Source organism: Desulfoluna spongiiphila, from assembly GCF_900101345.1.
Classification (GTDB): Bacteria; Desulfobacterota; Desulfobacteria; order Desulfobacterales; family Desulfolunaceae; genus Desulfoluna; species Desulfoluna spongiiphila.
The window spans coordinates 115,593-130,369 of the sequence record NZ_FMUX01000007.1; the positions used below are offsets into that span (position 1 = coordinate 115,593).

Below are 14,777 nucleotides of genomic sequence, written 5' to 3' on the forward strand. Positions count from 1 at the left end.
AAGCGCATTCGTAACCTGCTTTCGAGGTGGCACACCTCGCCGCCGGAGGCATTGCTTTTGTATTTCCTAACCCTTACATCGCGCGATTCACCGCGTCGAACTCGGCCTGGATCTCTTTTGCAGGTTCGTCGTCCATGAGGCTCACGGCCACAATCACGGCAATGGAGACCAGGAAACCCGGAACGATCTCATAGAGGTCAAAAAGGCCCAGGAATCCACCGGTGAGCTGTTTCCAGACGATAACTGTGAGACCACCCGCCACGATGCCTGCCAGCGCCCCGTTGCGGGTCATGCGCTTCCAGTACAGGGAGAGAAGGATAATAGGGCCGAAGGTGGCGCCGAATCCGGCCCAGGCATAGGAGACAAGGCCCAGCACGGAGCTGTCGGGGTTCCGGGCAAACAGCCAGGCAAACACCGCCACAACCATCACGGCACACCGGCTCACCCAGACGAGCTCGGTATCCGAGGCCTCTTTGCGGAAGAGCACCTTGTAAAAATCCTCGGTGAGGGCCGAGGAGGTTACGAGGAGCTGGGAGTCTGCCGTGCTCATGATGGCTGCAAGGATCGCTGCCAGAAACACCCCGGCAAGGACCGTGGGGACCATCTGATCAACCATCACCATGAAGATCTTCTCCTGATCTCCGGCAGCCAGGGGAGTGTCCAGACAGACGAGGCCCACGAGCCCCACCACCACGGCAAAGGAGAGGCTCACCACCACCCACACCATGGCGATGGATTTGGCCTTGCGGATCTCAGCGGTGGTCCGGATGGCCATAAAACGGGCCAGGATATGGGGCTGACCGAAATAGCCCAGGCCCCACGCCGCAAGGGAGATAACGGACATCACGGCAAGGGGCGCCCCGGTGGTGTCCGTAAAGATGCTCAAAAAAGCGGGGTTGATGGAACGAACGCCCTCCAGGGTGGAGGCAAGCCCTCCGGCCTTGATGATGCCCAGGGTTGGCACCACGATGATGGCCACGATCATGATCATGCCTTGGAAAAAATCGGTCCAGCTCACCGCCATAAACCCGCCGAGGAAGGTGTAGGAGATGATCACCGCCACACCGATGAGAAGGGCCGAGTTATAGGTAAGGCCGAACACGGTGCTGAAGAGCTTGGCCCCCGCCACAAAGCCGGAGGCGGTGTAGATCAGGAAAAAAATCAGGATAAAGATGGCCGAAATGATCCGCAGCAGGTGCGAGGTGTCCCGAAACCGGTTTTCAAAGTAATCGGGCAGGGTGATGGAGTCCCCGGACATCTCCGTGTAATTCCTCAGCCGCACCGCCACGAACTTCCAGTTCAACCAGGTGCCCATGGCCAGGCCGAAGGCGATCCAGAAGGATTCCAGCCCCGCCACATAGGCGTAGCCGGGAAGTCCCAGAAGGAGCCATCCGCTCATGTCCGAGGCCTGGGCGCTCATGGCCCCCACCCAGCTGTTGAGGCCCCTGCCCCCCAGAATGTAATCCGACAGGGTCTTTGTCTTGCCGTAGTACACCCAACCGATCCCCACCATAAATATCAGGTAGAGGACAAACGAAATCAAAATCGACACATTACCGTCCTGCATACGTCCTACTTCCACTCCCCATGATTCATACACACAGAAAAACCGGCGTTGCGCCGGTTTTTACGAACAACCCGTGGTTTTTATCAGAACGGCCCCTGCTTTTCAACTCCGGGGCCCACCGACAAAAAAAGGCCGCCCCCGGGGGGAGCGACCTTTTTTGTCCGTAAATCAAAGGAGACGCTAAAGCGATGCCTTAGAAGGTGTAGGTCATGGTCATGCCTGCACCCCAGAGGATACCTTCGTTTTCGCAGTACACTTGGGCAGGGGCACCATAGGCTGCAGAGTAATTTTTATTAAGCTCGGTGCTTTCACCTGTTGTGGAACGCTTCGACGTCGAAACAACGTGTTGGAGGACAGCATCAAGATTCCATCGTTCATTGATCCGCCAGCCCATACCAAGGGCATAGACGTTGCGATCCGTGTCAGGCCAGCCAAACTCAAAGGTCTCATCGGGAACGGGTGAGGGGTCGTAGGTATAGCCGGCACGAAAGACGAAAGCCTCAGTGGCCTGGTAAGCAATGCCCAGTTTGTATGCGGTGGTATCTTCCCAGTCACGCTCATGCTCAAAGGTCGTCTCAATAGTCGATGCCCCTACCAGACCAACATAAGCGTCGGGCACGTTGATAACAGCATGCTCATCCTGGTTCTCGTTGATACTCCACCGGGTCCAGGTGACGTCGGCCTCAACCGAAAACTTGTTACTGGGCATCCAGCGGACACCTGCCTGCACCTGCTCAGGATGGTCATACTCCATCGTGACGGTACCATCGAGGTCCTGTGTCCCCCCCATGGCGCCAGATATCATCACATCCCCTTCGAAATCGCCATCGGAACGACCTCGGTAGGTCAGGCCCATGGAGAGCTGCTCAATGGGACGGTACATCAGCCCAACGTTAAAAGAGTAGTTAAAATCGTCGGTGGTCTCCATCTTCAGTTGAGCGCCATCAAGAAGCGTAGCCGACATTACCAGCTCTTGAGCCTTCTCCGCATCGCCGGTGAAATTAAGGGCATTCAGCCCTGCCTTTGCTTGGGCCTGATCAGGTGTAAGTAACCCTCCTGCTTCTTTAGCAATGGCAGTGGGGTTGAAGTCATCGCTGTATTCCATGGTCTTTCCAGCTTCAGAGATTGAGCGGCCAAGGCTCACCCCAACCCCCACTGAAAACTTATCAGAAACCTTGTAGGACAAGGTCGGGGATACAGCTACGCGACCGTAGTAAGACTCCCAGGCATAGGCGCTGGACGGAGAGTTGGCAGGGTCCTTGTCCCAGGTTACATGCAGGCCGTAGGGGGTATACGCGGCCACACCAAGGGTAAGTTTGTCGGTCACCGGCATGGCAAAGCCCAACGAAGGGCTGACGATGTCCATGGTATCGGATTCATAATCCGATGGTGCGCCATCCAAGGTATCATTTGACCCTTGTGATACCACATTCCAATCAGACACCTTGATCTTGGCGTTGTAGTACATGGCACCCGCCGATATGGTGGGTCTTTCGATAAGCGAGAGGCCCGCCGGGTTGTAATACGCTGCAAACACGTTGTCGCAATAGGCTGACACAGCGCCTGCCTGAGCCGTGTTCATTGCGCCGATTCCCATCGTTTCAACGTTGGCCGCATAAGCCGACGATGCGGTCAGAACCACCGCTGCAAGGACCACCAATCCTTTTTTCACCATTTTTTCCACCTTCATACTTCTCTCCCAAAAAGTTTGTTGTTACCTATATTGTCAACAGTTGCTATAAGCTAACTAAGTTCACCACAAGCAACCGCGAGTCAATCCACCACAACAGGAAACTAACTTTTTTTGCGCGATTGGAGAGATAGTAGAGACCGTGAAAAGCACTTGTCAACCGCAAACAGGATTTACACTCTAAAATTAGAATCACAATTCCAGACTGAGGATTAACATATTGTTAAATAACGATTTCTACAATACCAGCGTTTCAACACATAGACTTGAATCATCATCTGAAACGCAGTTCATTTAATGTATCGGCATTTTTTTAGTATACAATTGATTTTTAGGGCCAGTGGAGACATGCCGTACACACAGAGGGAACCTGTCCTTGAATAAATGAGTCGGTATTGTGACCCCAGAGGTGCGGAAAAGGGGTATATTAGAAAATCCGGACTACCAGACGCCCCTGAAATCAGTTCAGACATACAATGCATACGATGTAAATTTCACAGGAAATAATGGCCTTAACCCGACGATTATCGGAGGAGAGATGGACACATTGATCAGAGATGACGGAACACTCCCCTACGGCTACCACCACAATCCGGTGGGGGAACTCAACTTCCTGGACTTTGACCTCAGGACAGCCTTTGGGAGCAGGCGAAGCTCCCTGTACAAACGCGTCAAGTTCAACCGGTTCAACTTTGTGGGATTTATGGCGGACGAGTTTTTGGCCGGGGTCGCGGTGGTGGACCTGGGGCTTATCAAAAACGGGTTTGCCTATCACTTTGACCGAAAAACAGGCGTTCTCACCGAGACCTCGGTCCTCACGCCCTTCAGGGCAACCATCCGCCCCACCCCGGACACCCCCATGAGCCGCATCAACACCTCATCCCTGGCCCTGACCATTTCAGAAACCGGGGTGGATTGCCGCACCGACACCTTTTCTCTAAAGGCTGAGTTCACCGCCCCCCACCCCGCCCCCTTGCGGGTGGCATCCCGCACCGGCTACAGGGGCTGGACCTACACCGACAAACGGTCACCCGTGTCAGTCAAGGGCACCTTTTCCGTCAACGGCACCACCACGGAGATCGCCTCACCCCACGTTCTTGCCCTCACCGACTGGTCCGCAGGCTACATGCGACGCAACACCTTCTGGAGCTGGGCCTCCTCCGCAGCCGTGCTGGCCGACGGCAGGCCCTTCGGCATGAACCTCGCCGCCGGGGTCAACGAAACCGGCTTCACCGAGAACATGATCTGGATCGACGGTGCCCCCGTCCACATCGGCCCGGTGCACTTCGACTACCGGGACAACGACACCACCACCCCCTGGCGCATCACCTCCATGGACGGCATCATCGATCTCACCTTCACCCCGGAAGGCCACCGCGAGGAGAAGGTCAACGCCCTGGTCATGGGCAGCCTCTTCACCCAGCTCTGCGGCAGCTTCACCGGCACCGTCACGCCCCCCGGTGCCGATCCGGTGCCCGTCACCAACGCCCCGGGCTTCTGCGAGGACCACTTTGCAAGGTGGTAGACAGGGCCATTATGACGCCTATACCCAAAGGCCAAAAAAACGCCTCCGGCGGCGAGGTGTGCCACCTCGAAAGCAGGCCACCATTGGGATTTGCCCTTCGTTCCTCAGGGCAAATCCCAATGGCATAACAATCGTTGGCTGTACCCTGTTTTCGTCGCTCTCGTGAACCCTGCTCGTATTAATCTCGTTCCTTATCTCCACCTGAGATTACAACCAAAAAAAGCCCACCGTCATGGCGAGCTTTTCTAACCTGTTCAAGTTGTGACCATTCAGCTTAGGCCTTCGGCGGCCCTACCGGGGTTTAAATTGCTAAAAAAACTCAACAAACAGATCTTAACAGTTCTTCTTAAATGAGTTTGGGCCGCGACCTTCAAAAAAACCATGAAAAATCGACCGAAACGGAGCGCCGCACTCCGGTGCGGCTTTTTAGTCCGTCGTTACCCGTGCCGCACAGGAGTGCGGCGCTCCAGGGGACAAGAGTGTTCGGGGGGTGATGCAAATAGGCCGATGGCCCAAACGATGATCAAGGCCGAAGTTTCATTGAAAGGCGGATGTGATTTTCCCCGAGGAACGAGGGGAAAAACGCATTCGCAACTGCTTTCAAGGTGGCACACCTTGCCGCCGGAGGCATTGTTCCCTGAACAATTCCAACTTGGGCCCATACAAAAAAAATGCCCCCCCCCCCCCACAAAAATGCCGCTGTGCGTTAACCCGAGGAACGAGGGTTAACGCACAGCGGCAATCGGCTTTCAAGGTGGCTCACCTTGCCGCCGGAGGCATTGTTTTTTTTCCATCCCTATATTAGTCGGGCGGACATGCGATGTCGCTACATACCCGACATTACTCTTCGTCCACCCGGCAGCGGGGCAGTACGAGGTTCAGTACCACGCCGAAGATGCCGGCAAGGCCGATGCCCTGGAGGGTAAACTGACCAGCGGAGACGCTCATGCCGCCGATACCGAAGACAAGGATGAGGGCCACGATGGTCAAATTCCGTGATTCCATAAGGTCTTCACCGGATTTCACGAGGGCGTTAAGGCCCACCACCATGATGGCACCGAAGAGAAGCAGCATGATGCCCCCCATGACCGGAGTGGGAATGGTGGAAAGCAGGGCCCCGAGCTTGCCCACAAAGGCGAGAACAATGGCGGTGATGGCTGCCCAGGTCATGACCCCGGCATTTTGTGCGCCGGTGAGGGCCACGGCCCCGGTGACCTCGGAGTAGGTGGTGTTGGGGGGCCCACCCAGAAGGGAGGCAAAGCTGGTGGCCAGGCCGTCACCAAGCATCGTGTTCTCAATGCCGGGATCCTCAAGGTAATCTTTGCCCGTGATACCGCCGATGGCCAGAATATCGCCGAAGTGCTCAATGGCCGGTGCGATGGCAACGGGGACAATAAAAAAGACCGCCTGAGAATTCCATTCGGGAAAGGTAAAATCGGGCATGGCAATCCATGCCGCCTCCTTCACCGGGGTAAAATCCACCAGCCCGTAAAACAAGGCCACGATGTACCCCACGAAAATCCCGCAGAGAATGGGAATCAATTTCAGCATGCCACGTCCCAGAAGGGAGACGAGAACCGTGGTCGCCAGGGCAGCCATGGAAACGGTCAGGGCCGTGCCCTTGGGAATGATGGCCGCAGGGTTGGCTACACCGGTGGCCATCTTCACGGCCACGGGGGAGAGAATCAGGCCGATGACCATAATCACCGGACCGGTCACCACAGGGGGCAGGACCTTCTCAATGACGGCAGACCCCTGCCAGCGAATCAGAAAACTCAAGGCAATATAAAAAATACCGGCGGCGATGAGCCCGCTCATGGTGGCGGCGATGCCCCACTGCTGGACCCCGATGGAGATGGGGGCGATAAAGGCAAAGGACGACGCCAGAAAAACCGGGACCTTTCCCCGGGTCACCACCTGGAAAATCAGGGTACCCACCCCTGCGGTAAACAGGGCCACGTTGGAATTGAGCCCTGTCAAAATCGGCACGAGGACCAGAGCCCCGAAGGCCACAAAGAGCATCTGGGCCCCTAGAAACGAGTCCTTTACATCAAACCTGTAATTACTCTTGCTGCTTTTCATTTCCCCTCCTGATCAGCCACACACACGTAAAAAACATCATAAAAAAGGCCCCCGAAAGGACCCGCAAAACAAACCAACCTGTATCTCCCCCGTGCACAGCAGGGCGGGCCTCCTGAAATCATTCCGGCCCGCCGCCGCCAAAAGGGCATAAAAAAAGAGGGGCACATGCCCCTCTGAAAAAGCTATTTGGTACCGAATATCTTGTCCCCGGCATCACCTAAGCCCGGGAGGATGTACCCTTTTTCGTTGAGCCGCTCATCCACGGCGGCCACATAGATATCGACGTCCGGATGGGCGTCGGTCACCCGCTTGATGCCCTCGGGTGCCGCCACGTGAAAGAGACCTCGGATGCTGTTGCAACCGGCCTTTTTCAACATGTCGATGGTGGCGATGAGGGTACCGCCGGTGGCGAGCATGGGGTCCAGGATCAAGGCGATGCGCTTGTCCATCTCCCCTGCCATCTTCTCGTAATAGACCACGGGCTCAAGGGTCTCTTCATTTCTGTAGAGCCCCACCACGCTGACCTTGGCCGAAGGAATCAGATCGATAACCCCGTTCATCATACCGAGTCCGGCCCGGAGGATGGGAAGGATGGTGATCTTCTTGCCCTTCATGCGCTCCACGGTAACGGGACCGGCCCATCCGTCGATTTCAACCTCTTCGGTCTCCAGATCCTTGGTGGCTTCGTAGGTGAGAAGGCGGGCAACCTCTGATGAAAGGTCCCTGAAATCTTTGGTGGATATATTTCGTGCACGCATCAAACCCAGTTTGTGTTTGATAAGGGGGTGTTCTGCAATATGTACGGCCATGGGATCCTCCTGAAGCCAAATGCTTAAATGTCGCGCTATTTATTGATCGCCGGGCAGAAACGCCACCGCCTTGGAGCGGTGTCCTGCATTGCCCGGGCATCCATTTTCTGTCTGTTTTGCCATGGTGCGCCCCGGGCTCCCCGGAAATTGAAGGGCCGCCGGATAAAGGGTCTCCGCCGGATTTAAGATCACGCATCGTGGCGCAAGCTCCCGGCTGCATCGGCTCCGTTCCGAAACCAGTCAGCCCCATGCCTGCCACGCCGGACGGCACAACCCATCGGACTCTTTAGTGTATTTACCAAAAACCCACCCGGACCTCACGGCAAAATCAACGAAGTATATAAAAAGCGTCCCAGGATTTCAACCTGTTTTTATGTTCAATGAGCTGCACCACCCGACAACGGCTTGGCCGTCGCCCCTGCCCGGGGCCAAGCTTTCGAAACGTTTTGTAAACACCTATCCGGCAAAATTTTCTCAACATACCCAGAATGAAAAGCACACTCGCAGTCTGCCTTCAAGGTGGCCCACCTTGCCGCCGGAGGCAGCCAAGTGAAAGATGCCTCCGGCGGCCCTGCCGGGGGCTAAACTTTTAAAAAGTTTAATAAACAAGTTTTAAAAAACAGATTCAGGCCAACCAAAATCAAAGGCGAATGTGATTTTCCCTGAGGAACGAAGGGAAAAGCGCATTCGCAGTCTGCTTTCGAGGTGGCACACCTCGCCGCCGGAGGCATCGCCTTTGTTTTTACCTGAGCCATCTTGCCCCTGTGGTTCATCAGGCTTCAACCATAGAAGGCGTGCTTTGGGGTTTTCTCTGGTTTCTCTATGAATCTGCGGTTCATGAATGATTTGTTTTTGAACTGGCCCCTAAGGCGTTCGCCTTCTGTATTCACCGCCCGGGCTTGTGGTTTTCACCCCGATCCAGTATGAAGGTGGCCCTGCCGGACCACGTACAGGCAGCCGCCAGGACCGGATCCTGCCGGGACCGCTTTGGGGGGTGACTTTTTTCAATCGCATCATTATAGTGGTGGCGATTCACCACCGAGCCTGCGTGCCGGCGACACAGACAACCCACGGCCTGCCCTTTGAACAAGCGGCGCACACAGCGCCGGGCCGAGCCGCCTTTACCCCAAACCGAGACTTCCATGCCCGACGCCACCTGTTACGCCCAGGTCACCGTAACCCTGCCCCTTTCCGGCCCTTACACCTATCTGGTGCCGGATCACCTGCGCCCCCATGCAGCCGTGGGGTCCCGGGTCCTTGTGCCTTTCGGGCGCCGCACCGTCACGGGGTACATCACGGCCTTTGCACCGCCCAGCAAAAAAATGCGGGTCAAAAAGATCATCGACACCCTGGACCCCTGCCCCTTGTTCACCCCCGGCATGGTCCCCCTGTTCCAGTGGATCGCAGACTACTACATCGCCCCCATGGGGGATGTGATCAAAACGGCCCTGCCCGGTGGCCTCAACGTGGTTGACCGCCAGGTGGTGTCCCTGACGACAAGCGGAACACGCGCCGCCGACGACCCGGCCTGCCCGGAGGCGGAAAAAGAACTCATCGACATCCTCGGAAGCACCCCGGTCCCCCTCAAGCAGCTTTTGGACAGTGAACCGCCCATCCCCCGGTCCCTCATCAAGGTCCTCGAGAACAAGGGATGGGTCACGGTCACCCGGGAGCTCAGCACCGCACGGGCCAGGGCCAAAATGGAGACCGTGGCCGAAGCCGCCGCAGGTCCCCTCCCCAAAAAAGGGGTCACGGAAAAACGGCAGCTCCTCCTGGATTTCCTTCGCGTCCACGGCCCCACGGCCCGGGCCGACCTCAACCGAAAGCTGCCTTCGGCCAAAAGCACCCTGGGGCCCATGGTGGAGATGGGGCTCATCCACCTCTCCGAAGACCGTGTGGAACGCTCCCCTCTGGGTGAAGAGATCGTGCCCGACACGCCGCCGTCCCTCACCGACGAACAGCAGCAGGTGGTCTCCACGGTATCTGCCCAGCTGACCTCCGGCTACGCCACCTTCCTTTTAAAAGGGGTGACGGGGAGCGGGAAGACCGAGGTGTACATGCGGCTGGTGGAGGACGCCCTTGCCGCCGGAAAGACAGCCGTGGTGCTGGTGCCCGAAATCGCCCTCATCGCCCAGACCGATCGCCGCTTCAAGGCCCGCTTCGGGGACCGCATCGCCGTCCTCCACAGCGGCCTCTCCGACGGGGAACGTTACGACCAGTGGGTAAAAATCGCCGAAAAGCGGGTCAGCGTGGTCATCGGGGCCCGCTCGGCCATCTTTGCCCCCTTGACCGACATCGGCCTCATCGTGGTGGACGAGGAACACGACGGCTCCTACAAACAGGAGAGCGGCCTCCGGTACAACGCCCGGGACCTGGCCGCTGTCCGGGCCCGCATGGAAGGGGCCGTGGTGCTCCTGGGATCGGCCACCCCCTCCATCCAGTCGGCCTGGAACGCCCGCACCGGAAAATTCAAAGAGGTGCTCCTCACCAAGCGGGTCAACCAGAAACCCATGCCCGAAATCGAGGTGGTGGACCTGAAAAAATACAAAGACCTGCCCGGTATCCACACCTTTCTCACCCCCCGCCTCGTGGAGGCCATGACCCAGACCCTGGACCGGGACGAACAGGTGCTGCTCTTTTTGAACCGGCGCGGCTTCTCCGGCGCGCCCATCTGTGCCCACTGCGGTGAGCCCCTGAAATGCAGGCACTGCGATGTCTCCATGACCTTCCACAAAGGGGTGAACGCCTTTCGCTGCCACATCTGCGGCTATTTTGAGCCGGCCAAGACCCATTGCCGCATCTGCAACGGCCACAAGATAAAACTCTTGGGCAGCGGCACGGAAAAGGTGGAAGAGGCCGTCAAGGACATCTTTCCCCATAAAAATGTTGCGAGGATGGACCAGGATACCACCGCCCGGCGAGGCTCTCTGCTCAAAATCCTGAAAGGGGTCCGGGAAAAGCAGGTGGACATCGTGGTGGGAACCCAGATGATTGCCAAGGGACACGATTTTCCCGACATCACCCTGGTGGGGGTCATCTGTGCGGATACCGCCCTGAACCTTCCCGATTTCAGGGCAGGGGAACGCACCTTCCAGCTCCTGGCACAGGTGGCGGGACGCGCCGGCAGAGGCGACAAACCCGGCCGGGTGATCCTTCAGACCTACGTGCCGGATCACTTCACCATCGGCTGCGCCGTGGACCACGATGCCGACGCCTTCTACACCCAGGAGACCAGCTTCCGCCGCGCCCTGGCCTACCCCCCCTTCACCCGGATTATCCTGGTGCGCATCGCCGACAAAAACAGCGGACGATGCCGCACCGCCGCCCAGAAACTCTCCGGGCTCCTCTGGGAACGCCGCCCCGACCAGGGCATCGCCATCATGGGCCCCGCCGAAGCCCCCCTGACCCGCGCCATGAACCGCTACCGCTGGCAGATCCTCCTGAAAGGAGAGTCCCCGTCGGCCATGAAAAAAATGATCACCGACGCCCTGGCCGCCTTTCGCAAGGAGGGCGGCTTCTCCGGCGTCTCCATCTCCATCGACGTGGACCCCTATGCCCTGGGATAAAGCTGGGAGCAAAAACAGCCTCCGGCGGCAAGGTGTGCCACCTTGAAAGCAGGTTGCGAATGTGCTTTCCCCCTCGTTCCTCGGGGAAAAGCACATCCGCCTTAAGCGCAACATTCATTCATGAAGAATTCTTAAGACCTTTTTGCTGACCCCGGCTCAAAAATTGGCAACCGTTTAACCGCCGGAGTTATTCCGGTTAAAGTCAAGCGAGTCCCCAATACCCTTCATCGTGTTTCCAGAAGGATAAAATGGGCCTCTCCTGCAAAAACAGTTGCCACATGTCACACATCACGCGAATGCCCCGAGAACGCTTGCATAATGAATACCTCCATGCATTCGCCATAGGATTTCAAGGAACACCACCATGCGCATTGCCATCATGAGCGACAGCCACGACAACATCTGGCACCTGAAGACCGCTCTTGAACTTATCGCCGACGCCAAGGCCGAGGCCATCATCCACTGCGGGGACTTTGTGGCCCCCTTTATGCTCAAACGCATAGAGAAAGCGGGCATACCCGTCCACGGCGTCCTCGGAAACAACGACGGCAGCGTCCTGACCCTGGCCCGGGCCGCCTACAAGGAGCTCTCCCACATCCATCTCCATGACGTGGTGGGAAAGGTGACCCTGGGGGGCTGCCGCATCGCCTTTACCCATCACCCGGAGGTGGGTCGGGCCTTTGCCGCCACCGGCAACTTCGACCTGGTCTGCTGCGGTCACTCCCACACCTGGCACCAGGAGACCATTGGACGCTGCACCCTCCTGAACCCCGGAGAGATCATGGGCTCCAACGGGGACCCGAGCTTTGCCCTCCTTGACACCCAAAAAGAAACGATCAGTAAAATCACCTTTCCCCATGCCGTAAGGAAGGACTCCGGGTCCGCCCTTCACCTTGACAACACCCGGCGAGAAACATACACTATGCGCCGATGCTGATACCTGATACGCAACGAGTCCGCGCTCGCGCAATAAATAACTGTACACCATCACCTCTTTTGAGGGATTATTTACTCTCAAGATACGTACCAGCCCAAAAAGCGTGTCGACGGGAAGCCGGCTTTGGTCGTTAAGCTGTACGGTTATGTGTTGCCCGAGCCCTCATGCTCACCCCTTCGTCCCCCCGCGACGACAGCAACGTTCGATACTGAGGTGAAATCATGTCCAAAAAATTAGTGGCGCTGGTGCTTTTCATGCTTTGCACCGCCCTGCCCCTTTCGGCTGCGGAACAAGCCAAAGGGCCTGCCATCCATATCCCCGAAGCACAATTCGACTTCGGCTCCGCCCCCGAGGGCCAGCGTGTGGAGCACATCTTTACCGTCGAGAACCGTGGTTCCGAAGAGCTCCGCATCACCCGCGTAAGGCCCGGCTGAGGCTGCACCGCCGCTTCGTTTTCGAAGCGAATCGCGCCAGGCGGCAGCGGAACCATCAAAATCATCGGCAACACCCGGGGATACGGGGGACGGGACTTCAAACGCAACATTCAGGTGGAGTCCAACGACCCCAAACACCAGACCACCTCCCTGATCTTCAAGGGGCATGTGGAAAAGGTCGTCACCATCACCCCGGCCCAGGTGCGCCTCATCGGCACCGAGGGCCAGGACCTCACGGCCAAGGTGCGCATCGTTCCCAGCAAGGAATACCCCTTTAAACTCCTCTCGGTAAATGCCATGGACCCCAAGCTGTTCACGGTGGACGTCGAGGAGGTGGCGGGAAAAAACGGCCAGGAGTATGAACTCACCGTGAAAAACGTCACCAGCCAAAAAGGACGGTATTCCAGCGCCATTTCCATCGGCACCGACAGCAAGATCAGGCCGCAGATGAGGATCCAGGTCACCCTGTACATCCGCAAAAAGGCTTAGGCCCTGCCGCAACCTTGCACAGCTGCGATGCCATAACCAATCAAGTCACCAACATTTACAATGGAAAGCCCCGCACTCCGGGGCTTTTAAGGCATGAAACAAAAAATCACCCCCGAAGCCATCCGTGTGGTCGCCTTTGACTGCGACGGCGTCATGTTCGACACCGAAGAGACCAACCGCATATATTACAACACCATCCTCGACCGGTTCGGGATGCCCTCCCTGAGCGACGAACAGTTTCGCTACGTCCACATGGCCACCGTGGGCCAGGCCCTGGACTACCTGTTTGAAGGACGCGTTGACATGGGCGAGGTGCGTGCGGCAACCGCCGCATTTGATTACGCCTCCCTCATCCCCCATATGAAAATGGAGCCCAGCCTGATCCGGGTCCTGACCACCCTTGCACCCCGCTGCAAGCGGGCCATCGCCACCAACCGGGCCAACACCATGGAAGCGGTCCTGGCCTTCCACGGCCTTTCGGACCTCTTTGAGCTGGTGGTCACCTCCATGGTCGTCGAACACCCCAAGCCCGCCCCGGACCAGCTCCACAAGATCATGGACCACTTCGATGTAGCGGCCCATGAGATCCTTTATATAGGGGACTCCACCACGGATCAGCTCGCCGCCCAGGCCGCGGGTGTCCCCTTTGTGGCTTTCGGCAACCCGGAGCTCACGGCCGATGCCCACATGGATAGCCTTGACGAAATCCCCCCCTTGCTGGGGCTGGGCAACGCATCATGACACACCCGGCCGCACAGACACGTTTTCCATAAAAAGAAAGACTGTTCAGCACCAACCTGTAGATACGATGGTACCCCGGATCCCTTCGTTACTGGAGATCCCAACCAACGACTTGTAACCCAAAGGACACCTAACATGAAAAAAAGCCTGATCTCTGCATCACTTGCCCTGCTCATAACCCTGACACTGGTCACCGTCACCCTGGCCGAAGAGGCGAAAGAAGGCGCCCTCAAAAGCTTTGATGAGCAGATCGGTTACACCATCGGCATGGAAATCGGCACCAACCTCAAGTCCAATGCCCTTGAACTTGACCTCGATGCCCTCATCAAAGGGATTCAGGACGGTTTTCACGGCAACGAGCAGCTCATGACCAGCGAAGAGATGATGGCCACCAAAACCAAAGCCATCGAAAAAATGCAGGCCAAGCGCATCAAGATGACCGTGGACAACCTCGAAAAAGCCAACGCCTTCCTTGCCGAGAACAAAACAAAAAAAGGCATCACCACCACCGAGTCCGGCCTCCAGTATGAAGTGATCACCAAGGGCAAGGGCGATACCCCCAAGGCCTCCGACAAGGTCAAGGTCCACTACCGGGGCATGCTCCTCGACGGCACGGTCTTTGACAGCTCTTACAAGCGCAACGAGCCCGCCACCTTCCAGGTGGATCGCCTCATCAAGGGCTGGACCGAAGCCCTCCAGATCATGACAACCGGTTCCAAGTGGAAGCTCTACGTTCCCCCGGCCCTGGCCTACGGCGCCAACGGCAACGGCCCCAAGATCGGCCCCAACGAAGCCCTCATCTTCGAAATGGAGCTCCTGGAGATCGTGCCCTCCGCCGAATAACGGGGCACCCAGGACCTGCCGCCCACGGGCGGCACCCCTTGGTCCCGCCTTTTTCGCAAGCCCCGCAAAGAGACACGGATGAAGGGCCGTCCCG

10 protein-coding genes are annotated in these 14,777 nt (G+C 57.5%); 6 read left to right on the top strand and 4 right to left on the bottom strand.

Annotation, left to right across the window (positions count from 1 at the left end; translation table 11 throughout):
- Nucleotides 1–73 precede the first annotated feature (73 nt).
- Together putP and BLQ12_RS11245 are read right to left on the bottom strand one after the other, a co-directional pair.
- Nucleotides 74–1,552 carry a sodium/proline symporter PutP gene (putP, locus tag BLQ12_RS11240; protein WP_217640292.1) on the bottom strand — a complete coding sequence of 493 codons (1,479 nt, stop codon included), beginning with the start codon at nucleotides 1,550–1,552 and terminating at the stop codon, nucleotides 74–76.
- A gap of 208 nt (nucleotides 1,553–1,760) precedes the next feature.
- The gene (locus tag BLQ12_RS11245) at nucleotides 1,761–3,257 is read right to left on the bottom strand and encodes an OmpP1/FadL family transporter (protein WP_092210746.1); all 1,497 of its coding nucleotides are present in this window, start codon (nucleotides 3,255–3,257) and stop codon (nucleotides 1,761–1,763) included.
- A gap of 538 nt (nucleotides 3,258–3,795) precedes the next feature.
- Here BLQ12_RS11245 and BLQ12_RS11250 point away from each other — a divergent pair.
- Nucleotides 3,796–4,782, top strand: a complete 987-nt coding sequence (locus tag BLQ12_RS11250) for a DUF2804 domain-containing protein (protein WP_092210747.1) — start codon at nucleotides 3,796–3,798, stop codon at nucleotides 4,780–4,782.
- An 840-nt stretch (nucleotides 4,783–5,622) separates the two neighbouring features.
- On the opposite strand, the gene BLQ12_RS11255 is transcribed toward BLQ12_RS11250, so the two are convergent.
- Both BLQ12_RS11255 and upp read right to left on the bottom strand, forming a co-directional pair.
- Complete coding sequence (locus BLQ12_RS11255) at nucleotides 5,623–6,864, bottom strand: uracil-xanthine permease family protein (protein WP_092210748.1); 1,242 nt, start codon at nucleotides 6,862–6,864, stop codon at nucleotides 5,623–5,625.
- 182 nt (nucleotides 6,865–7,046) lie between these two features.
- Complete coding sequence (gene upp / locus BLQ12_RS11260) at nucleotides 7,047–7,673, bottom strand: uracil phosphoribosyltransferase (RefSeq protein ID WP_092210749.1); 627 nt, start codon at nucleotides 7,671–7,673, stop codon at nucleotides 7,047–7,049.
- A 1,142-nt stretch (nucleotides 7,674–8,815) separates the two neighbouring features.
- On the opposite strand from upp, the gene priA reads away from it, so the two are divergent.
- The 5 genes from priA to bamJ all read left to right on the top strand — a co-directional run bounded on the left by priA (nucleotide 8,816) and on the right by bamJ (nucleotide 14,683).
- On the top strand, nucleotides 8,816–11,239 hold the full coding sequence (gene priA / locus BLQ12_RS11265; protein ID WP_092210750.1) for a replication restart helicase PriA: 2,424 nt from the start codon (nucleotides 8,816–8,818) through the stop codon (nucleotides 11,237–11,239).
- 364 nt (nucleotides 11,240–11,603) lie between these two features.
- The gene (locus tag BLQ12_RS11270; RefSeq protein ID WP_092210751.1) at nucleotides 11,604–12,176 is read left to right on the top strand and encodes a metallophosphoesterase; all 573 of its coding nucleotides are present in this window, start codon (nucleotides 11,604–11,606) and stop codon (nucleotides 12,174–12,176) included.
- Nucleotides 12,177–12,397: 221 nt separating this feature from the next.
- On the top strand, nucleotides 12,398–13,099 hold the full coding sequence (locus BLQ12_RS28195) for a DUF1573 domain-containing protein (RefSeq protein WP_268815310.1): 702 nt from the start codon (nucleotides 12,398–12,400) through the stop codon (nucleotides 13,097–13,099).
- A 93-nt stretch (nucleotides 13,100–13,192) separates the two neighbouring features.
- Nucleotides 13,193–13,840, top strand: a complete 648-nt coding sequence (locus BLQ12_RS11285; protein WP_092210754.1) for an HAD family hydrolase — start codon at nucleotides 13,193–13,195, stop codon at nucleotides 13,838–13,840.
- 135 nt (nucleotides 13,841–13,975) lie between these two features.
- Nucleotides 13,976–14,683: a BamJ family beta-barrel-assembly machinery protein gene (gene bamJ, locus BLQ12_RS11290; RefSeq protein ID WP_092210755.1), complete on the top strand. Its 708-nt coding sequence runs from the start codon at nucleotides 13,976–13,978 to the stop codon at nucleotides 14,681–14,683.
- Nucleotides 14,684–14,777 lie beyond the last annotated feature (94 nt).

Excerpts from the sequence above, each read along its gene's own strand:
- priA (WP_092210750.1), top strand. The coding sequence starts at position 8,816 with ATGCCCGACGCCACCTGTTACGCCCAGGTCACCGTAACCCTGCCCCTT.
- BLQ12_RS11250 (WP_092210747.1), top strand. The coding sequence starts at position 3,796 with ATGGACACATTGATCAGAGATGACGGAACACTCCCCTACGGCTACCAC.
- BLQ12_RS11285 (WP_092210754.1), top strand. The coding sequence starts at position 13,193 with ATGAAACAAAAAATCACCCCCGAAGCCATCCGTGTGGTCGCCTTTGAC.
- BLQ12_RS11270 (WP_092210751.1), top strand. The coding sequence starts at position 11,604 with ATGCGCATTGCCATCATGAGCGACAGCCACGACAACATCTGGCACCTG.
- bamJ (WP_092210755.1), top strand. The coding sequence starts at position 13,976 with ATGAAAAAAAGCCTGATCTCTGCATCACTTGCCCTGCTCATAACCCTG.
- BLQ12_RS11255 (WP_092210748.1), bottom strand. The coding sequence starts at position 6,864 with ATGAAAAGCAGCAAGAGTAATTACAGGTTTGATGTAAAGGACTCGTTT.
- BLQ12_RS11245 (WP_092210746.1), bottom strand. The coding sequence starts at position 3,257 with ATGAAGGTGGAAAAAATGGTGAAAAAAGGATTGGTGGTCCTTGCAGCG.
- upp (WP_092210749.1), bottom strand. The coding sequence starts at position 7,673 with ATGGCCGTACATATTGCAGAACACCCCCTTATCAAACACAAACTGGGT.